This window comes from Streptomyces sp. NPDC006134 (assembly GCF_040628835.1).
In the GTDB taxonomy this organism is placed as follows: Bacteria; Actinomycetota; Actinomycetes; order Streptomycetales; family Streptomycetaceae; genus Streptomyces.
In genome coordinates this window covers 1-22,623 of the sequence record NZ_JBEXTV010000052.1, presented here as the reverse complement: position 1 = coordinate 22,623, position 22,623 = coordinate 1, and the positions used below count along the sequence as shown (strand labels likewise).

The window sequence follows — 22,623 nt, the reverse complement described above, 5'->3', positions numbered from 1 at the left end:
GACGGGGGCCGGGGCGAGGCCGCCCGGACCCGCGGTCCCCGTCAGTCGACCGCCGTCACCAGGACCGTCACCGCCGGGCGATCCGGCAGGGCGTCCGACACCGCCGCGCGGACCCGCCGGGCCACGTCCACGGTCCGGTGGTCCGCGCCCACCGCGCACTCCAGCCGGACGTACCGGCGCGCCAGGGCCGCCTCCCGCGCGCGCTCGGCGATGCGGACCGGGCGGCCCAGCGCGGCCGTCAGCCGGGTCACGCCCGCGACCGCCAGCGCGGCCGCCGCCGCCCGGCCCTCGTCGCCCTCCACCGGAACGGCGGCCGGCGCCCCCCGCGCGCCCTCCTCGCGCGCCGTCTCCTCCGGCGGCGCGGCCTCGGTGTCCGTCTCCTCCAGCAGCCCGGTCACCCGCAGGTCCACCTCCTCGACCGTCAGGCCGAGCCGCCGCGTCGCCGCCGCCGCGAGCGCCGCGCGCAGGCGGGCGGCCATCACCGGCAGCGGCTCGGACACCGTCGCCGCGCAGTCGGCCGACACCCGCAGCGGCCCGGGTGGCAGGCCGCTCGGCGGCGGCGGTACGACCGGCTCGTCCGCGGCGTCCGGATCGGCGGGCGCGACCCGCAGGCCGCCCACGCGCACGCCCGTCACCTCCCGCGCCGCATCCCGCAGCACACCCCGCACCGCCCGCTCGGTGATCCACGCGCCGTCCCGCGGCCCGCCCAGGGGCAGGAACCTGCCGAGCCCCAGGTGCTCCCGTACCGCCTGCGTCAACCGGTTCGCCGTCGTCATTCCTTCAGCCTGCCGCATCCCGGGCGCGCGGTCGCGGAACCCCGCTTACCGTGGTCGGAGAACGACGACCGAAAGGGACGTACGGCGATGAGCGAGACCACGGAACGGAACCAGGACCCGGGCGGGGCGGTCGGGACGCAGGGCGGCAGGCGGGGCGGGGGAGCCCCCGGCACCCGCGGGCGGACCACCATCGCCGACGGTGTCGTGGAGAAGATCACCGGGATGGCCGCACGCGACGTCGACGGCGTGCACGCCATGGGCAGCGGCATGTCGCGCACCTTCGGAGCCATGCGCGACCGGGTGCCCGGCGGGTCCAAGTCGGTGACGCGTGGCGTGAAGGCCGAGGTCGGCGAGAAGCAGACCGCGCTCGACCTGGAGATCGTCGTCGAGTACGGCGTGTCGATCTCCGACGTCACCCGGGACGTGCGGGAGAACGTGATCGCGGCGGTGGAGCGGATGACCGGCCTGGAAGTGGTCGAGGTCAACATCGCGGTGAGCGACGTCAAGCTCCCGGACGAGGAGGAGGAAGAGGAACCGGAGCCCCGGCTCCAGTGATCCTTCGCCGAGCGACCGCCCGACCCCGCCGCCCCACCCGTTGCCCGAACATCCGAACACCTGAACACCCGAACGGCTCGAGGAGCTGAGGAGCGCACCATGAGCATGGCCGCGGTCGGCATGATCGCCGGAATGGCGCTGGGCTTCGCCGGATACTTCGGCGGTTTCGGCGCGTTCCTCCTGGTGGCGGCCCTGGGGGCCGTCGGTCTCGCCGTCGGCCGGTTCCTGGAGGGGGACTGGGAGCTCGGCGACTTCTTCCGCGCGCGTGACGACCGCCGGCGGTGACCGGCGTGAGCACGGGGGCCGGTGAGCTCCGCGAACCCCTGACCGCCGTCCCGCCCGGGGAGCGCGGTGCCACCACGATCGCCGACCGGGTCGTCGCGAAGATCGCCGCCCAGGCGGCGCGCGAGGCGGTGGGCGAGCTCCCGCCGGACGCGTCGCGCCCCCGCGCCACCGTCGTCGTGCACCGCGACACGGCCCGGGTCCGCGTCCACGTCGAACTCGGCTACCCCGGTGACATCGGCGCCCGCTGCGGCCGGGTACGCCGCCGGGTCGTCGAGCGGGTGGGCACGCTGACGGGCATGACGGTGCCGGAGGTCGCCGTCCTGGTGGAGCGGCTGCACCCGGCACCGGAACACGGCGCGGCACAGGGGAGGACGCGATGACCGAACCTCAGGACACCCAAGGCACACGAAGCACCCAGGGCACACCAGGCACTGAGGGCACACAAGGCACCGAGGGCGCACCAGGCACTCAGGGCACCGCGCGGCCGCCGGACCTGGAAAAGGCGGCGGGCCCCGGGCAGCCGCCCGCCCCGGCATCCGGCGAGTCCCCCGGGCGGGCCGGCCGCTTCTGGTCGGCGCGCCGCGTCCCCGCCGGCATCGTCGCCCTGCTGCTCCTGGTCCTCGCGGGTGCCTTCCTGTACGACATCGCCGCCGTGCGCGCCGACCGGCCCGCCATGGCCTGGCGCCGGGAACTGGCCCGGCAGCTCGCCCGGCGGCCCCTGGAGGACACCTGGGTGCTGACCGGCGCGGGCGTCGCCGCCGCGCTCGGGCTCTGGCTGCTGCTCCTGGCCCTCACCCCCGGCCTGCGGGACCTGCTGCCGATGCGGCGCACCCGTCCCGACGTACGCGCCGCACTCCACCGGGACGCCGCCGCCACGGTGCTGCGCGACCGGGCCGTGGAGGTCCCCGGCGTGCAGTCGGCCCGGGTGCGGATGCGCCGGCGGAAGGCGAAGGTCCGCGCGGTCGCGCACTTCCGGGAACCGGACGCCGTACGCGCCGACCTGGACACCGCGCTCACCGACGCGGTGCACGGACTCGGGCTGGCCCGCCCGCCCGCCCTGTCGGTGCGGGTGGCGCGGCCCGGACGGAAGGGGTGAGGGCGGTGCGCACCACCGTCAACCGTGTCCTGCTCGGGGCCGTGGGCCTCGTCCTGACCGTCCTCGGCGGCTCCGTGCTGGCCGTCGGACTGGGCGCCCCGGCGCCCTCCTGGTGGATCCACGACGGACGGCGCGACGTGCTGCTCGACGACGCCGAACGGACCCGCTGGCGGGAGGCCGGCTGGTGGTGGCCGGTGGTCCTCGCCGCGCTCGCCGTGCTCCTGCTGCTCGCCCTGTGGTGGCTGGCCTCGGTCCTGCGCCGGCACCGCCTGACCGAGGTCCTCGTCGACACCGGCGACGGCGAGGGCGCGGTGCTGCGCGGGCGGGCCCTGGAGGACGCGCTGGCCGAGGAGGCGGGCCGTCCGGACGGCGTGGAACGCGCGCACGTGCGGCTCACCGGACGGCGCGGCGCCCCCCGGTCCCGCGTACGGATGCGGCTCGCACCGCACCTGGACCCCGCGACCGCGCTGCACGATTTCACCACCGGCCCGCTGGCCCACGCCCGGGACGCCGCGGGGCTCGCGTCCCTGCCGACGGAGGTGCGCCTCAAGGGCGTCCGGCACCGCGCCGAACGCGTCAGCTGACCGCTGCGGCCGGACGGTCGGCTGGTCGGACCCGGGCGGCGGCCGGGACCCGCCGGTCGCCTCTCCGTCCGCGTCGCGGGGACGGCCGGGAGGGTGACGGCGAACCCTAGAACCCGTGCCGCACGCCGCCGTCCACCGGCAGCATGACGCCCGTCACGTACGACGCCGCCGGGGACAGCAGGAACGCCGCCGCGCGGCCGAACTCGTCCGGGGTGCCGTACCGGCGCAGCGGGATGCGGGACTCGGACGCCGCGCGCGTCGCCTCCGGGTCGGCGGACATGCCGTCCAGCTCCCGTACCCGGTCGGTGTCGATGCGGCCCGGCAGCAGGCCGACGACGCGGATGCCGCGCGGGCCCAGTTCGTCCGCGAGGGACTTGGCGAAGCCGGCCAGCCCGGGGCGCAGCCCGTTGGAGATGGTCAGCCCCGGGATCGGCTCGTGCACCGAGCCGGACAGCACGAAGCCGATGACACCGCCCTCCTCCAGCTCCGCCGCGGCCGTCCGGGCCAGGCGCACCGCGCCGAGGAACACCGACTCGAACGCCGCCTGCCACTGCTCGTCGGTGGTGTCGGCGACGAAGCCGGGCGGCGGACCGCCGACGCTGACCAGGAGGCCGTGGAAGGCGCCGAAGTGCTCGCGCGCGGCGGCGATCAGCCGTCCGGCCGCCTCGGGATCGGCGTTGTCGGCGGCCACTCCGACCGCGTTCGGGCCCAGCGCGGACGCGGCGTCGGCGGCGTTCTTCTCGTCCCGCCCCGTGACGACCACCTTCGCGCCGTCGGCGACCAGTTCCCGCGCGGCGGCGTTGCCCAGGCCCCGGGTGGCGCCGGTGACGACGTACACCCGGTCCTTCAGTCCAAGATCCATGGCCCCTATCCTGCCCCCTCGTCCCCGAACAGGGCGAGGGCGGTGTGCACCAGGCCGATGTGGCTGAAGGCCTGCGGGAAGTTGCCGAGCTGGCGGCCGGCCACCGGGTCGTACTCCTCGGCCAGCAGCCCCACGTCGTTGGCGAGCCCCACCAGCCGTGCGAACAGCTCCTCGGCCTCGTCGGTGCGGCCCGTCATGTGCAGGGCGTCCGCGAGCCAGAAGGAGCACACCAGGAAGGTGCCCTCGCTGCCGGGCAGCCCGTCGACGGGGTCCTCGGTGCTGTAGCGGCGCACCAGTCCGCCGCGCGTCAGTTCCTTCTCGACGGCGTCGATGGTGCCCAGGACCCGCGGGTCGTCGGGGGGCAGGAAGCCCACGCGCGGGATGAACAGCAGCGCGGCGTCCAGCTCGCGCGAGCCGTACGACTGGGTGAAGGTGCCCCGCCCGGGGTCGTAGCCGCGCTCGCACACCTCGCGGTGCACCTCCTCGCGCAGCGCGCGCCACTGCTCCAGGTCGCCCTCCAGCTCCGGGTGCTCCTCCAGGGTGCGCACGGCCCGGTCGGCGGCCACCCACACCATCACCTTGGAGTGCACGAAGTGGCGGCGCCCGCCGCGCACCTCCCACAGCCCCTCGTCCGGCTGCCGCCACACCGTCCGCAGGAACCTCATCAAAGAGCGCTGGAGCTGCCACATCTGCGGCTTGTTCGGCAGGCCCGCCCGGCGCGCCAGCGACAGGGTGTCCATGACCTCGCCGTACACGTCCAGCTGGAGCTGGTTCACGGCGTCGTTCCCGATCCGTACGGGCGTCGACTCGTCGAAACCCGACAGCCACGGCAGTTCGAACTCCGGCAGCCGCCGCTCGCCCGCCAGCCCGTACATGATCTGGAGGTCCGACGGGTTGCCCGCGACCGCGCGCAGCAGCCAGTCGCGCCACGCCTCCGCCTCCTCCAGGTAACCGGCCGCCAGCAGCGCGCCCAGGGTGAGGGTCGAGTCGCGCAGCCAGCAGTAGCGGTAGTCCCAGTTGCGGACGCCGCCCGGCTCCTCGGGCAGCGAGGTGGTGGGGGCGGCCACGATGCCACCGGTCGGCTTGTAGGTGAGCGCCTTGAGCGTGATCAGGGAGCGCACCACGGCGTCCCGGTACGGGCCGTCGTAGCGGCAGCGGGCCGCCCACGCCCGCCAGTCGTCGACGCTGTGGCGCAGCGCCTCGTACGGGTCGATCCGCGCGGGGCGCGGCTCGTGCGAGGGGTGCCAGGTGAGGACGAACGCGACCTTCTCGCCGGCGGCGACGGTGAACTCGGAGTGCGTCCCGTAGTCGTGGCCCCGGGTGGGGACCTCCGGCTCGCTGCGCAGCCACGCCGCGTCCGGGCCCGCGACGGCCACCCGGTGGCCGTCGGCGCGGCGCATCCAGGGCACGATCGAGCCGTAGTCGAAGCGCAGCCGCAGCACGCTGTGCACGGTGACCTCGCCGCGCAGCCCCTCCACGACGCGCACCAGGTCCGGGGCGCGGTCGCGCTGGGGCATGAAGTCGGTGACGCGGACCGCGCCCTCGGCGGTCTCCCACTCGGTGTCCAGGACGAGGGTGTCGCGGCGGTAGGCGCGCCGGGTGCAGCGCTCGGCGCCCAGGGGGGCGATGCGCCAGTGGCCGTTGTCCTCGTCGCCGAGCAGCTTGGCGAAGCAGGCCGCCGAGTCGAACCGGGGCAGGCACAGCCAGTCGACGGATCCGTCCGTGCCGACCAGGGCCGCGGTCTGCTCGTCGCCGATGAGCGCGTAGTCCTCTATGCGGGGATGCACGGGTATACGGGGATGCACGGGTTTCCGTCTTCCCGGCGGGTGACGGAGCAATCAGGGAAGACCGGACGGAGGGAACCGGGCGCGGGGAACCCGGACGCGGGGGCCGGGCGCGGGGAACCGGGCGCGGAGAACCGGACGCGGGGGCGGACGCGGGAGGCCGGGCGCCGGTGGCGGCGCCGCGGGCCGGGGCTACACCGTCGCCGGTTCCGCCTGCTCGGTCTCCTCCTCGGCCGCCTTCCCCGCCCGGTCGCGGGCCTCGCGACGGACCAGGACGAACCAGCCGAACGGGACGGCCGCGGCGAACAGCCACCACTGGATGGCGTACGCCAGGTGCGGGCCGATGTCGTCGTGGTCGGGGGCCGGGATCAGCTCGGGCGAGCCGCCCGCGGGCCCGGGCTCGGTCAGCTCGACGTAGCCGCCGAGGACCTGCCTGCCGAGGCGCTCGGCCTGCTCCCGGCTGCTGATCAGCATGACCTGGCGGTCCGGCAGGCCCCGCACGTCCTTGATGCCGCTGTCCTCGGTCGTCTCGTCCGGCATCAGCCGGCCGGTGACGGTGATCTCGCCCTTCGGGGGCGCCGGGACCTTCGGGAACGCGGTCTGGCTCGGGCCGTCCGCGGGGACCCAGCCCCGGTTGACGACGAGGACCTTGCCGTCGTCGAGGACGAAGGGGGTCAGCACGTGGTAGCCGACCTCGTCGTCCGCGTTGGTACGGCGGCGTACGACGACCTCGTCGGCGGTGTCGAAGTGCCCCGTGGCCGTCACCCGGCGGTACAGCTTGTCCCGCTCGACGGTGGCACCGGGCGAGGTCAGGGACTCGGCGGGCACGGGCTCGGCCGCCAGGGAGTCGGCGATCACCTGGTTCAGCGCGACCTTGTGCTCATGGCGGTGCAGCTGCCAGAAGCCCAGCTCGATCATCGTCGGGATGAGCGCGAGCGCCACGAGGGTGAGGATCACCCACTGGCGGGACAACAGGAAGCGGTACACCCCACGACGGTACAACCCGGGCGTGGGGTGCTCTCACCCGGGTGGTGCTCAGACCCGGTCGACGATGCCCGCCTTCCCCTCGGCGCGGGCGCAGTGGGCGCCGCAGTACCAGTGGCCCTCGGCCTCGACGCCCTGCCCGATGATCTGCACCCGGCAGTGCTCGCAGATGGGGGCCATGCGGTGGATCGCGCAGGAGAAGCAGTCGAAGACGTGCACCGCGCCCTGTGCGTGGACCTCGAAGGTCATTCCGTAGTTGTTGCCGCATACTTCGCATGTCGCCATGGGCCACAGGGTGGGCCGTCGCCGTGGCGCGGGCGAGCGGGCGCCGGGCGAGTCGCCCGGCAATCACCCGTCCGCGCGGGTTCCGCCCGGTTCAGCCGTCCGCCGGTTCGACGTCCTGCAGCAGCTGGCCGAAGGCCGCCTCGTCCACGATCGGCGTCCCGTACTGCCGCGCCTTGACCACCTTCGACGTGCCCGAGTCCGGGTCGTTGGTGACCAGCAGGCTGGTCAGCCGGGACAGGCTGGTGGCGACGTGCAGCCCCGCCTGGGCCGCCCGGTCCTCCAGCAGCTCCCGCTCGGTCGACGTGTCGCCGGAGAAGGCGACCCGCATGCCCTGCTTGAGGGGTTTGCCCGCTTCGTACCGCCCTGGGTTGGGATAGGGGCACGCGGGCCGCTTGCGGGAGGGGCGCCAGCTGTTCGCCCGGTAGCCGCCGTATCCCGCCTGCCGTCCGGTGGGGGGTGCGGGCCGGTCCGACCACTCGGTCAGCGGCCGGCACTCGTGCAGCGGCAGCCGGACGCCGCCCGCCGCCGCGGCGGCCAGGCTGGGCCGGAACGCCTCCGCCAGCACACGCGCGTCGTCCAGCGCGTGGTGCGCCCGCCGCTGGACGACGCCGAAGTGGGCGGCGAGCGACTCCAGCTTGTGGTTGGGCAGCGGCAGGCCGAGCTCCTTGGAGAGCGCGATGGTGCACAGCCGCTGCCGCACCGGGGCCTCGCGCCGGGCGCGCGCGTACTCGCGGGCGATCATCTGCCAGTCGAAGGCGGCGTTGTGCGCGACCAGCACCCGGCCGTCGAGCCGGGCCGCGAACTCCTCGGCGATGTCCTGGAACAGGGGCGCCCCTTCCAGCACCTCGCTCGTCAGACCGTGTATCCACACCGGACCCGGATCGCGTTCGGGGTTGACCAGCGTGTACCAGTGGTCCTCGACCTCGCCGCGCGCGTCCAGCCGGTAGACGGCCGCGGAGATGATCCGGTCGTCGCGGGCCAGGCCGGTGGTCTCCACGTCGACGACCGCGTATCCCCGCGGGTACGCGGCCGGCCACACCGGGGGAGAGGGCACTGCGGTCGTGGGGTCTTCGAGCATGGTCCCTGAGGATACGGGCCGCGACTGACAGCGCCGTCCCTCAGGTGTCCTCGGCCCGTGTCCGTGGAGTCGGCGATGACCGACTATGTACCTTTTCGGTGGCGTCGCCGGCGGCGCCCGCCCGGGGCGGTCCGGCCGCCGGGCGGTTCGCGGATGGTTCGCGGGCGGCTCACGAGTGGTTCACGGGCGGCGCCGGATCACCAGCGGATCGGTACCGGAAGCGCCGTCAGCAGCCCCGACACCGCGACGACCAGCCCCAGGACCGCCACCTCCGCGCGCGCGGGAGAGCAGGCGGTGAGCGGGTCGGCTGCCCGGCCCAGCCGGATCCGTGCCCACAGGGCGAGCGCGGCGACGCCCGCCACGAGGAGCACCTTCGCGAGCAGCACGCGCCCGTACGCCGTGCCCGTCAGCTGGTCCGCGATCGTCCCCGGCGGCATCCGGCGCAGCGAACTGCACACGCCCGTCGCCGTGATGGCGGCGAGCAGCACGGCCGCCACGCGCGCGTAGAGGCCCAGCAGGGCCGCGCCGGGCCCGTCGCCGCCCCACCGCCGCAGCGTCCGCAGCGCGTGCAGCAGCCCGCCCGCCCACAGCGAGGCACAGGTCAGGTGCACCAGCGTCAGCCCGGACCCGATCAGCGGCGTGTGCTCGGTGGCGGGGTGGGCACGCAGGGCCTCGGCGACGACGACGGCGGCCAGCGGCCAGATCTGGGAGGCCGGCCGGCGCGAGGCGGCGCACAGCCCGGCCAGGAGGAACGCGTTGACCTCCAGGAGCGCCAGCTTGCCGTCGCGGGACTGGTAGAGGCCGCCGACGTCGATGTCGGCGAAGCTGTGCGGCACCAGGTTGCCGGTGGCCACCACGGAGGCGAGGCCCAGCGCCGCGACGACACCGGCGGCGGCCGCGTGGGGGGACCAGCTGCGGGGCGGGCGCGGGGGAGCGCCGGGGAGGGACCGGGCCAGCCGGTTGACGAACAGTTCCCCCACGGGGACGCTCAGCGCCGCGAACAGCACCGTGCGCAGCAGGGCTATGCCGCCGGTGCCGGGCGCGGCGGCCTCCCCGGTCCCGTGCAGCGCGGGGGACGGGCCGAGCAGCGGGACGAGCGCGGCCAGCGCCACCAGGACCAGGGCCGCGGCGGCCCGGCCGGTGCCGGAGCGCCGCGCCTGCCCGCCGCCGTCGGCTATCCGGGAGGTGGGTCTTATCAGAGTCACCTCAAGATCTTCACCAGCTCGCACAGAACCGGGCAAGTCGAGGAAAACAACTGGCGGTACGGCATTCCGTCCGGGGGGATGTTTTCAGCCGCGCCCCGCCCCGCGACCGTCCCGCTCCGCCCCGCCCCGCCCCGTCCCGGCCGCTCCGGCCCGCCGGGGCCACCGGACCGGCACGGACACGGGGCCGGGAGCGCACCCCGGCCCCACGCGCGTGTGCCTCACCGAGTGCGCCCGTGAGCGCATCCAGCCGTTCGCCCCGGCCCCACGCGCGCGTGTGTGTGCCCGCACGGAAGGCATCAACCACGGCCTGGTCGCCGCCCGGCCCCACGCGCGTGTGTGTGTGCCTCACGCTCACCGAGGACCTCGGCGAGCGCGGGCTGCTCCCGGCCCCACGCGCGCGTGTGCCTCACTTCGTCACTTCGTCACCGCACGCAGCGCGTCGACGATGCCGGCCCCGTAGAAGCCGTTGTCACGCTTGCCGCCCTCGCACACCGCGTCCTGGGTGCCGTCACCGTTCTGGTCGTACGACGCCGGGCAGCCCGGGTTGTCCGCCTGGGCCTTCAGCAGCGCCTGGAGCCGGGCGGGGGTGGCGTGCGGGTGCTTCGACTTCAGCAGCGCGGCGACACCCGCGGCGTGCGGCGACGCCATCGACGTGCCCTGCAGGAAGGCGTACCCGTTGTTCGGCATGGTGGACAGGACGCGGCCGTCCTTCGACGGGGTGTCCGGGAGCTGGTAGAGCCGGTCGCCGCCCGGCGCCGCGACGTCCACCACGCCCCGGCCGTAGGAGGAGTAGTACGACTTGACGTTCTGCACGCCCGTCGCGCTGACCGTGACGATGCCCGGAAGCTGGGTCGGCACGTCGAAGCACTCGTGCGGGTCGATGGTGCGGACGACCGCCGTGGAGTCGTCGGGGCTGGTCTTGTCGACGATCGCGTCGGCGTCCAGGTCGTGGTTGGAGTTGCCCGCCGAGGCCAGGTGCAGGGTGCCCTTGCGCTGGGCGTACAGCTGGGCCCGGTTGACCGCGTCGACGATGGCCCGCTGGTCGGGGTCGTCCATGCAGTTGTACATCCACGGGTCCACGTAGTAGCTGTTGTTCGTGATCTCCACGCCGTGGTCGGCGGCGAACACGAAGGCGCACACCACGTTCTCGGGGTAGAACAGGCCGTTGTCCGGGTCGCTCACCTTGATGCTCGACACCTTCACGCCCGGAGCGACACCGGCCACGCCGATGCCGTTGCGGGCGGCGGCTATCTCACCGGCCACGTGCGTGCCGTGGTAGTCGTCGGCGGTGTACGGCCGCCAGGCGCCCTCGCTGGTGTCCGCCTTGCCGCCGACGCAGTTGGCGGACTGGGCGGCGGAGAAGTTCGGGGCGAGGTCCGGATGGGTGTCGTCGACGCCGGTGTCGATGACGGCGACGGTCACCTTGCTGCTGCCCGGGTTGATCCGCGCGGCCTTGTCGGCGCCTATCGCGCGCAGGTCCCACTGGTCGGCTTCGAGGGGCTCGCTGCCCGTCTTCGCGGCGGAGGCCCGCGCGGTCCGCGCGGCCTGCTCCTCCGTCAGGACCTGCGCCGCGCCCTCGTCCGTCGTCCCCGCGGCGGTCAGCGGCGCGGTGCGCGTCGCACCCGCCGACTGCACCCCGCGGGCGGTGCGTATCTGCCGGCCGAAATCGGGGTTGGCCGAGTGGACGACGAACACGCCGATCTTCTCGTACACGGCCACCACGCTGCCGCCGGCCGCCGCGATCGCCTTCCTCACCGACGCGATGGTGCGGTGGTCCGTCGCCGTGTTGACGACGTACGCCAGCTTCGGCGCGTCCGCGGTCTGCGCGGCGGGCGCGGCGCCCGGGGCGGCCGACGCGGCCGCCGGCAGGAAGCCGAGCGAGGCGGTCAGCGACAGCACGACCGGGACGGCGAGGGCGAGTCGGCGCCGGGAAGGCAGATGAGCCATGGGGTCTCCACATCATCCGGAAACGAAACCGGCCCGAGACACGAGTGGTCCTCGGGCAGGTACATGACGGGTAGTGCAGGGTGAAGCTATCGCCCGAACTCGCTGGCCAGCAATGACTTGCGGGGGGCGACTTGAAGGACTTCGGAAAGTGCGCCGAGGACGTGAACCGGTACCCACCTCGCGCCGTGACGTTGGACAGGGGGCACGAGCAGCGTCGTGCCCCCTGTCGGATCGCACCCCGGGCGCCTACCATCGCGACCCGGCTCAGGTGATCCACGTCACCGTGAGGACCAAGCCGTCATGCCCGTCGTACGAGGAGACTCCGTGGCCACCGACGCACCGCCCCCCTCGAAAGAGCAACACCGGCTCCCCTCCACCGAGGAGTTCGCCGAGGTGCAGCAGAGCGCGGACTTCGGTGAACTGCGCCGTTCCTTCCGCTCCTTCGCCTTCCCGCTGACGATCGCCTTCGTCGCCTGGTACCTGCTGTACGTACTGCTGTCGAACTACGCCGGCGGCTTCATGGGCGCCAAGCTGTTCGGCAACATCAACGTCGCGCTCGTCCTCGGCCTCGCCCAGTTCGTCACCACGTTCCTCATCGCCTGGTGGTACTCGCGGCACGCCGCCGCCAAGCTCGACCCCAAGGCCGAGGCCATCAAGTCCCGGATGGAGGGCGGCGCATGAACCTCGCGACGACTCTGGCGGCCAACGAGGCCAGCGAGCACCGGCCGCTGATCATCTCCCTGTTCGCGGTCTTCGTCCTGGCCACCCTCGTCATCACCGTCTGGGCGGGCCGCCAGACCAAGGACGCCGCCGACTTCTACGCGGGCGGACGGCAGTTCAGCGCCTTCCAGAACGGACTCGCCGTCTCCGGCGACTACATGTCGGCCGCCTCCTTCCTCGGCATCGCCGGCGCCATCGCCATCTTCGGCTACGACGGCTTCCTGTACTCCATCGGCTTCCTGGTCGCCTGGCTGGTGGCCCTGCTCCTGGTCGCCGAGCCGCTCAGGAACTCCGGCCGCTACACCATGGGCGACGTCCTCGCCTACCGCATGCGCCAGCGCCCGGTGCGCACCGCCGCCGGCACCTCCACCATCGTCGTGTCGATCTTCTACCTGCTGGCGCAGATGGCGGGCGCCGGCGTCCTGGTCTCCCTGCTGCTCGGCATCACCTCCGACGCCGGAAAGATCCTCATCGTCGCCCTGGTCGGCGTCCTGATGATCGTGTACGTCTCCATCGGCGGCATGAAGGGCACCACCTGGGTCCAGATGGTCAAGGCCGTGCTGCTCATCGGCGGCACCCTGCTGATCACCTTCCTGGTGCTGCTGAAGTTCGACTTCAACATCTCCGACCTGCTCGGCACCGCCGCCGAGAACAGCGGCAAGGGCGCCGCCTTCCTGGAGCCCGGCCTCCAGTACGGCGCCACCGGCACCTCCAAGCTGGACTTCATCTCCCTCGGCATCGCCCTGGTGCTCGGCACCGCCGGCCTGCCGCACATCCTGATCCGCTTCTACACGGTCCCCAACGCCAAGGCCGCCCGGAAGTCCGTGAACTGGGCCATCGGCATCATCGGCGCCTTCTACCTCATGACCATCGCGCTCGGCTTCGGCGCCGCCGCGCTGATCTCCCAGGACGAGATCATCGCGTCCAACCCGTCCGGGAACACGGCCGCCCCGCTGCTCGCCCTGCACCTGGGCGGTGTCGACTCGACCTGGGGCGCGATCCTGCTCGCCACCATCTCGGCGGTCGCCTTCGCCACCATCCTCGCCGTCGTCGCCGGCCTCACCCTCGCCTCGTCGTCGTCCTTCGCGCACGACATCTACGCCAACGTCATCCGCAAGGGGAAGGCCACCGGCGCGGAGGAGGTCCGCGCGGCCCGCTGGGCGACCCTCTTCATCGGCATCGTCTCCATCGGCCTGGGCGCCCTCGCCCGCGACCTGAACGTGGCCGGCCTGGTCGCCCTGGCCTTCGCCGTCGCCGCCTCCGCCAACCTGCCGACGATCCTCTACAGCCTGTTCTGGAAGCGGTTCACCACCCAGGGCGCGCTGTGGTCGATCTACGGCGGCCTGATCGTCGCCGTCGGCCTGGTGCTGTTCTCGCCCGTGGTCTCCGGCGACCCCAAGGCGATGTTCCCCGGCGTGGACTTCGCCTGGTTCCCGCTGAAGAACCCGGGCATCATCTCCATCCCGTTCGGCTTCCTGATGGGCTGGCTCGGCACGGTCCTGTCCAAGGAGGAGCCGGACACCGGCAAGTACGCGGAGCTGGAGGTCCGCTCCCTGACCGGCACCGGAGCCCACTGAGACCCGCCTCGCGCGCGGCCCCGTCGAGGATCGGTGTGTAGATCCCTACGACGGGGCCGCGCCGTACGTCGTGGGATCGGGCCGCTGTCGTTGTCGGCGCGGTCGCGTAGGCTCGCGGGTGTCGGAGGAGAGAAGCGCTCCACCGATCCGCGTCGAGGGAGGGGGCCCACGTGCTCATCGACACCTACGGCCGAGTGGCCACCGACCTGAGGGTCTCGCTGACCGACCGCTGCAACCTGCGGTGCACCTACTGCATGCCCGAGGAGGGTCTGCAGTGGCTGGCCAAGCCCGACCTGCTCACGGACGACGAGATCGTCCGCCTCATCGGCATCGCGGTCACCTCCCTCGGCATCGAGGAGGTCCGCTTCACCGGCGGCGAGCCCCTGCTGCGCCCCGGCCTGGTGGGCATCGTCGAGCGCGTCGCCGCCCTCGGCCCGCGCCCCCGGATGTCCCTCACCACCAACGGCATCGGCCTCAAGCGCACGGCGGCGGCCCTGAAGGCGGCCGGCCTGGACCGGGTCAACGTCTCGCTGGACACCCTCCGCCCCGACGTCTTCAAGGCCCTCACCCGCCGCGACCGCCTCAAGGACGTCCTGGAGGGCCTCTCCGCCGCCCGCGAGGCCGGCCTCACCCCGGTCAAGGTCAACTCGGTCCTGATGCCCGGGCTCAACGACGACGAGGCCCCCGACCTGCTCGCCTGGGCGGTCGAGCACGACTACGAGCTGCGCTTCATCGAGCAGATGCCGCTGGACGCCCAGCACGGCTGGAAGCGCGACGGCATGATCACCGCCGGGGACATCCTCGCCTCGCTGCGCACCCGCTTCGAGCTGACCCCCGAGGGCGCCGAGGAGCGCGGCTCCGCCCCGGCCGAACGCTGGATCGTCGACGGCGGCCCGCACCGGGTCGGCGTCATCGCCTCCGTCACCCGCCCGTTCTGCGCCGCCTGCGACCGCACCCGCCTGACCGCCGACGGCCAGATACGCACCTGCCTGTTCGCCACCGAGGAGACGGACCTGCGCGCGGCCCTGCGCTCCGGCGCTCCCGACGAGGAGATCGCCCGCCTGTGGCGCCTGGCCATGTGGGGCAAGAAGGCGGGCGCCGGCCTGGACGACCCGTCGTTCGTCCAGCCCGACCGCCCGATGTCGGCGATCGGCGGCTAGCTAGGAGTCCCGGGCGCCGTCACGGGACTCCCACTCCGCCAGCGGGACCACGTCCTTCAGGAACCCGCGCACCCCGAGGAACTGGGACAGGTGCTCCCGGTGCTCCTCGCACGCGAGCCACGTCTTGCGGCGCTCCGGCGTGTGGATCTTGGGGTTGTTCCATGCCAGCACCCACACGGCGGCGGCACGGCAGCCCTTGGCGGAACAGATCGGGGTGGTCTCGTCACTCACAGGTTCGTCTCACAGCCGCGTACGGTCACACCGGAAAAGCCCGGGAAGGCCCGGGAAGGACCGGAAAAGAGGGAGAAAAGGCGACGCCGAGCAGCCACGGGGGGAGCTGCCCGGCGTCGGTCCGTCGCTCCGACGGGGGATGCGGAGCGCCTACGAAGTATGTCACGGGTCACCCGTCGCCCGGCACCGGAACAACATGATTGATCTGAGCTTTTCTTGAGCTTGATACAGCGGTGACCTTCGCCGGCCGGCGGGCCGCCGTCACGGCTGGGGATGGGGCTCGCCCCGCGTGCCCGGCGCCGGTTGGGACACGATGTCCTCAGGGGCGGATTCCGGGGCGGATTCCGCGGAGTTCCCGTCCGCCCGCGGCGGCGCGATCATGGGCCGCGTCGGCGCCATCACGAACGTCGACGGCAGTGAAGGCGCGTTCTCCCGCCCCGCGTTGGCGATCACCACCGCGATGTAGGGCAGAACCGCGCCGAGGACCAGCGCCACGATCGCGACGTGCCGTTCCACGTTCCACAGGCAGGCCGCGAGGATCACCGACAGCGTACGGACCGACATCGAGATCACGTACCGGCGCTGCCGACCGCGCACATCCTCCGCCAGGCCCGTCCGGGCTCCGGTGATCCGGAACACCTGGGCGTTGCCGCCGGCATGCTGCTTCCGCATCACATTCCACCATCCGCCCGTCTCGGACTCTCCCCGCCCCGCAGCCGTCCGCGACCGCTCGGGGACACCGGTCCCGGACAGCTCCCACGTTACGCCGCGCCTGCGTCCCCTTCGAGACCGGGGCACCCCTCTGCCTGGGCGGACGGGCTGCGCCGTACCGCGTACGGACCGCCCCGGAATGCGCCGTACGCGTGACGGCCCGACACTGGCGGTGATGCTCGCGTCAAGCCGTACGAGGAGGCAGTCATGGGCTGGTTGTGGGCGATCATCGTCGGATTCGTGCTGGGCCTGCTCGCCAAAGCGATCATTCCCGGAAAGCAGCACAGCCCTCTGTGGCTGACCACTCTCTTCGGCATACTCGGAGCGATCGCCGGCAACGCGATCGCCCGGGCGGCCGGCGTCGATGCCACCAGAGGCATCGACTGGTGGCGCCACGTCTTCCAGCTCGTCGCCGCCATCGTCATCGTCGCTGTCGGTGACGCGCTGTACCGGGCGACGCTGGGCAAGCGCAAGCAGCGAGCCTGACCCGGCGCACGACGGCACTTCGGCGGGCGGGCGTGAGACACATGCCCACCCGCCGGCCGCAGGAGAGCCGGGAAGAGCCCGGGGAGGGGGAGCGGGGGACCCGCGCGGCGCACCGCGGCGCAGGCCGCGGCCCGCGCGGCCCCCGCCCCCAGGGCGCTACGCGCCCGTGACCTCCACCGCGGCCAGGTTCTTCTTGCCCCGGCGCAGCACCAGCCAGCGCCCGTGCAGCAGGTCCTCCCGGGCGGGGACCGCGTCCTCGGAGGGCACCTTCGCGTTGTTCACGTAGGCGCCGCCCTCCTTGACCGTGCGGCGCGCGGCGGACTTGCTGGCGACCAGGCCGACCTCGGCGAACAGGTCCACGACCGGAGCGCCGAGGTCGGCGACCCGGATGTGCGGCACCTCCGACAGGGCCGCCGCCAGCGTCCGCTCGTCCAGCTCCGCCAGCTCGCCCTGGCCGAACAGGGCCTTGGACGCGCCGATCACGGCGGCGGTCTGACCGGCCCCGTGCACCAGCGTCGTCAGCTCCTCGGCCAGCGCCCGCTGCGCCGCCCGGGCCTGCGGACGCTCCTCGGTCTGCCGCTCCAGCTCCTCCAGCTCCTCACGGGACCTGAAGGAGAGGATCCGCATGTACCGCGAGATGTCCCGGTCGTCCGTGTTCAGCCAGAACTGGTAGAACGCGTACGGCGTGGTCATCTCCGGGTCGAGCCAGATGGCGCCGCCCTCGGTCTTGCCGAACTTGGTGCCGTCCGCCTTGGTCATCAGCGGCGTCGCGTAGGCGTGGACGGTGGCGTCGGGCTCCAGCCGGTGGATCAGGTCCAGGCCCGCCGTCAGGTTGCCCCACTGGTCGCTGCCGCCCTGCTGGACCGTGCAGCCGTACCGGCGGTACAGCTGGAGGAAGTCCATCGCCTGCAGCATCTGGTAGCTGAACTCGGTGTAGCTGATGCCCTCGGAGGACTCCAGGCGCCGGGCGACGGACTCCTTCGTCAGCATCTTGTTGACGCGGAAGTGCTTGCCGATGTCCCGGAGGAACTCGATCGCGGACAGGCCCTGCGTCCAGTCGAGGTTGTTGACCATCACGGCCGCGTTCTCGCCCTCGAAGGACAGGAACGGCTCGATCTGGCGGCGCAGGTTGTCCACCCAGCCGGCGACCGTCTCCGGGTCGTTCAGCGTGCGCTCCGCGGTCGGGCGGGGGTCGCCGATCAGGCCCGTCGCGCCGCCGACCAGCGCCAGCGGCCGGTGACCGGCCTGCTGGAGCCGGCGCAGGGTGAGCACCTGCACCAGGTGCCCCACGTGCAGGGACGGCGCGGTCGGGTCGAAGCCGCAATAGTAGGTGACGGGACCGTCCGCGAGCGCCTTGCGCAAAGCGTCCTCGTCAGTGGACTGGGCGAACAGCCCGCGCCACTTCAGCTCGTCGACGATGTCCGTCACGGTCGTATGTCTCCTTGAACGGTGAACAGGGTCCCCGTGGTGGTGGGTCCCCCCAGTCTATGGGGGGCCACCGACGGTTCAGACGCCCCGGCTGACCGAGCTCATGTTGAAGTCCGGCACCCGCAGCGGGGGCATCGCGGCCCTGGTGAACCAGTCGCCCCACTCCCGCGGCAGCGTCTTCTCCGTGCGCCCGGCCTGCGTGGCCCGGCCCAGCAGGTCCACCGGCGACTCGTTGAACCGGAAGTTGTTGACCTCCCCGGTCACCTCGCCGTTCTCCACCAGGTACACGCCGTCCCGGGTCAGGCCGGTCAGCAGCAGCGTCGCCGGGTCGACCTCGCGGATGTACCACAGGCAGGTCAGCAGCAGCCCCCGCCCGGTGCCCGCGACCATCTCCTCCAGGGAGAGGTCCTCGCCGCCCTCCAGGACCAGGTTCCCGAGCGCCGGGGCGAGGGGCAGCCCGGTCAGCGCCGCGCTGTGCCGCGTGGTCGTCAGGCGCGTGAGCTCCCCGTCGCGGATCCAGTCGGTGGCACCGACCGGCAGCCCGTTGTCGAACACCGACAGGTCGCCGCCGGAGGAGTGCGCGACCAGGAACGGCGCGGTCTCCAGCCCCGGCTCGTGCGGATCGCTGCGCAGGGTCAGCGGCAGCCTGCTGAGCCGCTCGCCCACGCGCGTGCCGCCGCCCGGCCGGGAGAACACCGTCCGCCCCTCGGCGGCGTCCCGCCCCGAGGCCGACCACAGCTGGTAGATCAGCAGGTCCGCGACCGCGGTCGGCGGCAGCAGCGTCTCGTACCGGCCCGCGGGCAGCTCCACCCGCCGCTCGGCCCAGCCCAGGCGGACGGCCAGCTCGGCGTCGAGCGCCGCCGGGTCGACGTCCTTGAAGTCCCGGGTGGAGCGCCCGGCCCACGCCGACCGGGTGCGGTCCGGCGACTTGGCGTTCAGCTCCAGCGTCCCGGTGGGCTGGTCGCACCGCAGCCGCAGCCCCGTAGACGTCCCCAGGTACGTCGACACCAGCTCGTGGCGGGCGAAGCCGTACAGCTCCCGGCCGCCCGCACGCGCGCGTGCGAACGCCTCCCCGAGCGCCGGGGCGAAGTCGGCGAACACCGCCGACGACGTCTCGGCGGGCGCGTCGGCGAAGTCGGGCGACGCCGGCACCCCCGTGACCAGCGGCTGCGCGTCCTCGGCGGGCCCGGCCCCGCGCGCCGCCTCCTCGGCGGCCCGCACCAGCGGCTCCAGATCGCCGGCGGTGACGGCGGAGCGCGACACGACCCCGGAGGCGGTGCCCTCCTGTCCGTCGACGGTGGCGACGACGGTGAGCGTGCGCCCGCGCGTGACGCCGTTCGTCGTCAGCGCGTTGCCCGCCCAGCGCAGGTTGGCGGTGGAGTGCTCGTCGGCGATGACGACGCATCCGTCGGCCCGGGACAGCTCCAGGGCCCGCTCGACGATCTCGTGCGGCTTGGTCGCGGGCGCGCTCATCGGCCGGCCTCCTGGGTGGTGTTGAGGATGGTGACGTCCTGGAAGAGAGCGGACGGGCAGCCGTGCGAGACGGCCGCGACCTGCCCCGGCTGGGCCTTGCCGCAGTTGAACGCGCCGCCCAGGACGTACGTCTGCGGACCGCCGACGGCCGCCATGGACCCCCAGAAGTCGGTGGTCGTCGCCTGGTAGGCCACGTCCCGCAGCTGACCGGCCAGCCGCCCGTTCTCGATCCTGAAGAAGCGCTGCCCGGTAAATTGAAAATTGTACCTTTGCATATCGATTGACCAGGATCGGTCCCCGACGACGTAGATGCCCCGCTCCACGCCCCCGATCAGGTCCTCGGTCGACCCTCCGGCCGGGTCCGGCCGCAGCGACACGTTGGCCATGCGCTGCACCGGCACATGGGCGGGGGAGTCGGCGTACGCGCACCCGTTGGACCGCTCGAAGCCGGTCAGGCGGGCGATCCGCCGGTCCAGCTGGTAGCCGACCAGCGTGCCGTCCTTCACCAGGTCCCAGGACTGCGCCTCGACGCCCTCGTCGTCGTACCCGATGGTCGCCAGGCCGTGCTCGGCGGTGCGGTCGCCGGTGACGTTCATCAGCTCCGAGCCGTAGCGGAGCTTGCCGAGCTGGTCGAAGGTGGCGAAGGAGGTGCCGGCGTAGGCGGCCTCGTACCCGAGGGCGCGGTCCAGCTCGGTGGCGTGCCCGATGGACTCGTGAATGGTCAGCCACAGGTTGGACGGGTCCACGACCAGGTCGTACCGGCCCGGCTCGACGCTCGGCGCCCGCATCTTCTCGGCGAGCAGTTCCGGCATCTCGGCCAGCTCCGCGTCCCAGTCCCAGCCGGTGCCGGTCAGGTACTCCCAGCCGCGCCCGGCGGGCGGCGCGAGGGTGCGCAGGGAGTCGAACTCCCCGCTGGAGGCGTCCACCGACACCGCGGTGAGCGCCGGGTGCAGCCGCACCCGCTGCTGCGTGGTCACGGTCCCGGCCGTGTCGGCGTAGAACTTGTTCTCGTGGACGGTCAGCAGCGAGGCGTCCACGTGGTCGACCCCGTCGGCCGCCAGCAGCCGCGCGCTCCACTCGGCCAGCAGCCCGGCCTTGTCCCGGTCGGGCACGGTGAACGGATCGATCTCGTACGACGAGATCCACGTCTTGTCGGCGTGCACGGGCTCGTCGGCCAGCTCCACGTGCTCGTCCGACCCCGCCGCCTTGATCACCTGCGCGGACAGCTTCGCCATCGCCACCGCCTGCGAGGCGACCTTGGCGGCGGCGTCCATCGTCAGGTCGACACCGGAGGCGAACCCCCAGGTGCCGCCGTGCACGACGCGCACCGCGTAGCCGAGGTCGGTGGTGTCCGAGGACCCGGCGGGCCGGGCGTCCCGCAGCCGCCAGGAGGCGCTGCGCACCCGCTCCAGCCGGAAGTCGGCGTGCTCGGCGCCGAGCGCCCGCGCGCGGGCGAGGGCGGCGTCGGCGAGGGCGCGGAGGGGAAGGGCCGTGAAGGCTTCGTCGATGGTATGGGGCACCGAGGTCTCTCCCTGCTGTCGTGGGCTGTCGTGACCTGACGGACACCCCGATCATGTCGCGCGGGCCGGTCCGCGGACCACACCTTTCCCCGATGACCCCGGCCTTTTCTGTAGGGACCCGACAGTGAGCCCCGTAAGCCACTGTGGGCGCCCGATTGTCCGCCGCGGCGCGGCGACCGATAGGTTTTCGGGGAAGCCGCCTGTCATCGCCGCCTGTCGTCCAGGTGTTCGGGCGGAGTACCAAACCGCTAGGGAAAGGGTGATCCGTTGAGCCGCTCGGTTCTCGTCACCGGAGGCAACCGGGGCATCGGCCTCGCCATCGCCCGCACGTTCGCCGAGGCCGGCGACAAGGTCGCGATCACGTACCGCTCGGGCGAGCCGCCCGCGGCTCTGACGGACCTGGGCGTCCTCGCCGTCAAGTGCGACATCACCGACGCCGAGCAGGTGGAGCAGGCCTACAAGGAGATCGAGGACGCGCACGGCCCCGTCGAGGTCCTCGTCGCCAACGCCGGCATCACCAAGGACCAGCTCCTGATGCGCATGTCGGAGGAGGACTTCACGTCCGTCCTCGACACCAACCTCACCGGCACCTTCCGCGTCGTCAAGCGCGCCAACCGCGGCATGCTGCGCGCCAAGAAGGGCCGCGTCGTCCTCATCTCGTCGGTGGTCGGGCTGCTCGGCTCGGCGGGGCAGGCGAACTACGCCGCCTCCAAGGCAGGTCTGGTCGGCTTCGCGCGCTCGCTCGCCCGGGAGCTGGGCTCGCGCAACATCACCTTCAACGTCGTCGCGCCCGGCTTCGTCGACACCGACATGACCAAGGTGCTCAGCGAGGAGCAGCGCGCGAACATCGTGTCGCAGGTCCCGCTCGGCCGGTACGCGCAGCCGGAGGAGATCGCCGCGACGGTGCGGTTCCTCGCCTCGGACGACGCCTCGTACATCACTGGAGCCGTCATCCCCGTTGACGGCGGACTGGGAATGGGTCACTGATCACCATGAGTGGAATTCTCGAGGGCAAGCGCGTCCTGATCACCGGCGTGCTGATGGAGTCCTCCATCGCCTTCCACACGGCCAAGCTGGCCCAGGAGCAGGGCGCCGAGATCATCCTGACCGCGTTCCCGCGGCCCACGCTGACCGAGCGCATCGCCAAGAAGCTCCCCAAGCCCACCAAGGTCATCGAGCTCGACGTCACCAACGACGAGCACCTGGGGCGCCTCGCGGACCTCGTCGGCGAGGAGCTGGGCGGCCTGGACGGCGTCGTGCACTCCATCGGCTTCGCACCGCAGGACGCCCTCGGCGGCAACTTCCTCAACACGCCGTTCGAGTCGGTCGCCACCGCCATGCACGTCTCGGCGTACTCCCTGAAGTCGCTGACCATGGCCTGCCTGCCGCTGATGCAGAACGGCGGCTCCGTCGTCGGCCTCACCTTCGACGCCCAGTACGCCTGGCCGCAGTACGACTGGATGGGCCCGGCCAAGGCCGCCCTGGAGGCCACCAGCCGCTACCTGGCGCGTGACCTGGGCAAGCAGAACATCCGCTGCAACCTGATCTCGGCGGGCCCGATCGGCTCCATGGCCGCCAAGTCCATCCCGGGCTTCGGCGAGCTGGCCTCCGTGTGGGACTCCCGCTCCCCGCTGGAGTGGGACCTGAAGGACCCGGAGCCGGCCGGCCGCGGTGTCGTCGCCCTGCTGAGCGACTGGTTCCCGAAGACCACCGGCGAGATCATCCACGTGGACGGCGGTCTGCACGCCATCGGCGCCTGACCGCACACGCCGCCCGGCCTGCCGCCGAGGGCCCGCCCCCCCCCCGGGGGGGGGGCGCGGGGGGGCACACCGGGCGCGGCGGCGGGCGGGGGGGGGGGGGCGGGGGCCGGGGGCCC

The 22,623-nt window shown here is 73.1% G+C and carries 24 protein-coding genes; 11 read left to right on the top strand and 13 right to left on the bottom strand.

What is annotated here, in order from left to right; genetic code table 11:
- Positions 1 to 41: 41 nt before the first annotated feature.
- Positions 42 to 776 carry a nucleopolyhedrovirus P10 family protein gene (locus ABZ340_RS28150; RefSeq protein ID WP_358784637.1) on the bottom strand — a complete coding sequence of 245 codons (735 nt, stop codon included), beginning with the start codon at positions 774 to 776 and terminating at the stop codon, positions 42 to 44.
- Positions 777 to 863: 87 nt separating this feature from the next.
- Here ABZ340_RS28150 and ABZ340_RS28145 point away from each other — a divergent pair, with 87 nt between their 5' ends.
- The 5 genes from ABZ340_RS28145 to amaP all read left to right on the top strand — a co-directional run bounded on the left by ABZ340_RS28145 (position 864) and on the right by amaP (position 3,296).
- On the top strand, positions 864 to 1,331 hold the full coding sequence (locus ABZ340_RS28145) for an Asp23/Gls24 family envelope stress response protein (RefSeq protein WP_358784636.1): 468 nt from the start codon (positions 864 to 866) through the stop codon (positions 1,329 to 1,331).
- 99 nt (positions 1,332 to 1,430) lie between these two features.
- Positions 1,431 to 1,616, top strand: a complete 186-nt coding sequence (locus ABZ340_RS28140) for a hypothetical protein (protein ID WP_358784635.1) — start codon at positions 1,431 to 1,433, stop codon at positions 1,614 to 1,616.
- Positions 1,613 to 1,996 carry a hypothetical protein gene (locus ABZ340_RS28135; RefSeq protein ID WP_358784634.1) on the top strand — a complete coding sequence of 128 codons (384 nt, stop codon included), beginning with the start codon at positions 1,613 to 1,615 and terminating at the stop codon, positions 1,994 to 1,996. Before ABZ340_RS28140 ends, ABZ340_RS28135 begins: the two co-directional genes overlap by 4 nt.
- The gene (locus ABZ340_RS28130) at positions 1,993 to 2,712 is read left to right on the top strand and encodes a DUF6286 domain-containing protein (protein ID WP_358784633.1); all 720 of its coding nucleotides are present in this window, start codon (positions 1,993 to 1,995) and stop codon (positions 2,710 to 2,712) included. Before ABZ340_RS28135 ends, ABZ340_RS28130 begins: the two co-directional genes overlap by 4 nt.
- On the top strand, positions 2,709 to 3,296 hold the full coding sequence (amaP, locus tag ABZ340_RS28125; RefSeq protein WP_358784632.1) for an alkaline shock response membrane anchor protein AmaP: 588 nt from the start codon (positions 2,709 to 2,711) through the stop codon (positions 3,294 to 3,296). Before ABZ340_RS28130 ends, amaP begins: the two co-directional genes overlap by 4 nt.
- A gap of 106 nt (positions 3,297 to 3,402) precedes the next feature.
- Here the strand turns inward: amaP and ABZ340_RS28120 are convergent, their stop codons facing one another.
- The 7 genes from ABZ340_RS28120 to ABZ340_RS28090 all read right to left on the bottom strand — a co-directional run bounded on the left by ABZ340_RS28120 (position 3,403) and on the right by ABZ340_RS28090 (position 11,441).
- Entirely contained in the window at positions 3,403 to 4,158 is a 756-nt protein-coding gene (locus ABZ340_RS28120; protein ID WP_358784631.1) for an SDR family oxidoreductase, read from the bottom strand.
- Positions 4,159 to 4,163: 5 nt separating this feature from the next.
- The gene (locus tag ABZ340_RS28115) at positions 4,164 to 5,945 is read right to left on the bottom strand and encodes a glycoside hydrolase family 15 protein (protein WP_358784630.1); all 1,782 of its coding nucleotides are present in this window, start codon (positions 5,943 to 5,945) and stop codon (positions 4,164 to 4,166) included.
- Between the two features lie 189 nt (positions 5,946 to 6,134).
- The gene (locus ABZ340_RS28110; RefSeq protein WP_358784629.1) at positions 6,135 to 6,929 is read right to left on the bottom strand and encodes an SURF1 family protein; all 795 of its coding nucleotides are present in this window, start codon (positions 6,927 to 6,929) and stop codon (positions 6,135 to 6,137) included.
- Between the two features lie 48 nt (positions 6,930 to 6,977).
- Complete coding sequence (locus ABZ340_RS28105; RefSeq protein ID WP_358784628.1) at positions 6,978 to 7,211, bottom strand: hypothetical protein; 234 nt, start codon at positions 7,209 to 7,211, stop codon at positions 6,978 to 6,980.
- A 91-nt stretch (positions 7,212 to 7,302) separates the two neighbouring features.
- Positions 7,303 to 8,289, bottom strand: a complete 987-nt coding sequence (locus ABZ340_RS28100) for a DEDDh family exonuclease (protein ID WP_358784627.1) — start codon at positions 8,287 to 8,289, stop codon at positions 7,303 to 7,305.
- A gap of 197 nt (positions 8,290 to 8,486) precedes the next feature.
- On the bottom strand, positions 8,487 to 9,494 hold the full coding sequence (locus tag ABZ340_RS28095; protein WP_358784626.1) for a CopD family protein: 1,008 nt from the start codon (positions 9,492 to 9,494) through the stop codon (positions 8,487 to 8,489).
- A 414-nt stretch (positions 9,495 to 9,908) separates the two neighbouring features.
- Positions 9,909 to 11,441 (bottom strand): S8 family serine peptidase, encoded by a 1,533-nt coding sequence (locus ABZ340_RS28090; RefSeq protein ID WP_358784625.1) that lies wholly within the window; start codon positions 11,439 to 11,441, stop codon positions 9,909 to 9,911.
- A 324-nt stretch (positions 11,442 to 11,765) separates the two neighbouring features.
- Between ABZ340_RS28090 and ABZ340_RS28085 the strand changes: the two genes are divergently transcribed.
- From ABZ340_RS28085 to moaA, 3 genes are all read left to right on the top strand, one after another.
- A complete protein-coding gene (locus ABZ340_RS28085) occupies positions 11,766 to 12,122 on the top strand; it encodes a DUF485 domain-containing protein (protein WP_358784624.1) in 357 nt (118 codons plus the stop codon).
- Positions 12,119 to 13,738 carry a cation acetate symporter gene (locus tag ABZ340_RS28080; RefSeq protein WP_358784623.1) on the top strand — a complete coding sequence of 540 codons (1,620 nt, stop codon included), beginning with the start codon at positions 12,119 to 12,121 and terminating at the stop codon, positions 13,736 to 13,738. The genes ABZ340_RS28085 and ABZ340_RS28080 overlap by 4 nt, the downstream gene beginning before the upstream one ends.
- A 170-nt stretch (positions 13,739 to 13,908) precedes the next feature.
- Positions 13,909 to 14,898, top strand: a complete 990-nt coding sequence (gene moaA / locus ABZ340_RS28075) for a GTP 3',8-cyclase MoaA (RefSeq protein WP_358784622.1) — start codon at positions 13,909 to 13,911, stop codon at positions 14,896 to 14,898.
- Here the strand turns inward: moaA and ABZ340_RS28070 are convergent, their stop codons facing one another.
- Positions 14,899 to 15,129 (bottom strand): hypothetical protein, encoded by a 231-nt coding sequence (locus ABZ340_RS28070; RefSeq protein ID WP_358784621.1) that lies wholly within the window; start codon positions 15,127 to 15,129, stop codon positions 14,899 to 14,901.
- 261 nt (positions 15,130 to 15,390) lie between these two features.
- The gene (locus tag ABZ340_RS28065; RefSeq protein WP_358784620.1) at positions 15,391 to 15,801 is read right to left on the bottom strand and encodes a DUF3099 domain-containing protein; all 411 of its coding nucleotides are present in this window, start codon (positions 15,799 to 15,801) and stop codon (positions 15,391 to 15,393) included.
- 246 nt (positions 15,802 to 16,047) lie between these two features.
- Here ABZ340_RS28065 and ABZ340_RS28060 point away from each other — a divergent pair, with 246 nt between their 5' ends.
- Positions 16,048 to 16,326 carry a GlsB/YeaQ/YmgE family stress response membrane protein gene (locus ABZ340_RS28060; RefSeq protein WP_358784619.1) on the top strand — a complete coding sequence of 93 codons (279 nt, stop codon included), beginning with the start codon at positions 16,048 to 16,050 and terminating at the stop codon, positions 16,324 to 16,326.
- 156 nt (positions 16,327 to 16,482) lie between these two features.
- On the opposite strand, the gene tyrS is transcribed toward ABZ340_RS28060, so the two are convergent.
- From tyrS to ABZ340_RS28045, 3 genes are all read right to left on the bottom strand, one after another.
- Positions 16,483 to 17,754, bottom strand: a complete 1,272-nt coding sequence (tyrS, locus tag ABZ340_RS28055) for a tyrosine--tRNA ligase (RefSeq protein WP_358784618.1) — start codon at positions 17,752 to 17,754, stop codon at positions 16,483 to 16,485.
- A 78-nt stretch (positions 17,755 to 17,832) separates the two neighbouring features.
- Entirely contained in the window at positions 17,833 to 19,227 is a 1,395-nt protein-coding gene (locus tag ABZ340_RS28050) for a metallopeptidase TldD-related protein (protein ID WP_358784617.1), read from the bottom strand.
- The gene (locus ABZ340_RS28045; protein WP_358784616.1) at positions 19,224 to 20,747 is read right to left on the bottom strand and encodes a TldD/PmbA family protein; all 1,524 of its coding nucleotides are present in this window, start codon (positions 20,745 to 20,747) and stop codon (positions 19,224 to 19,226) included. The genes ABZ340_RS28050 and ABZ340_RS28045 overlap by 4 nt, the downstream gene beginning before the upstream one ends.
- A gap of 267 nt (positions 20,748 to 21,014) precedes the next feature.
- Here ABZ340_RS28045 and fabG point away from each other — a divergent pair, with 267 nt between their 5' ends.
- Both fabG and fabI read left to right on the top strand, forming a co-directional pair.
- The gene (gene fabG / locus ABZ340_RS28040) at positions 21,015 to 21,734 is read left to right on the top strand and encodes a 3-oxoacyl-[acyl-carrier-protein] reductase (protein ID WP_358784615.1); all 720 of its coding nucleotides are present in this window, start codon (positions 21,015 to 21,017) and stop codon (positions 21,732 to 21,734) included.
- Positions 21,735 to 21,739: 5 nt separating this feature from the next.
- A complete protein-coding gene (gene fabI / locus ABZ340_RS28035) occupies positions 21,740 to 22,507 on the top strand; it encodes an enoyl-ACP reductase FabI (RefSeq protein WP_358784614.1) in 768 nt (255 codons plus the stop codon).
- The last annotated feature ends 116 nt before the right edge of the window (positions 22,508 to 22,623 follow it).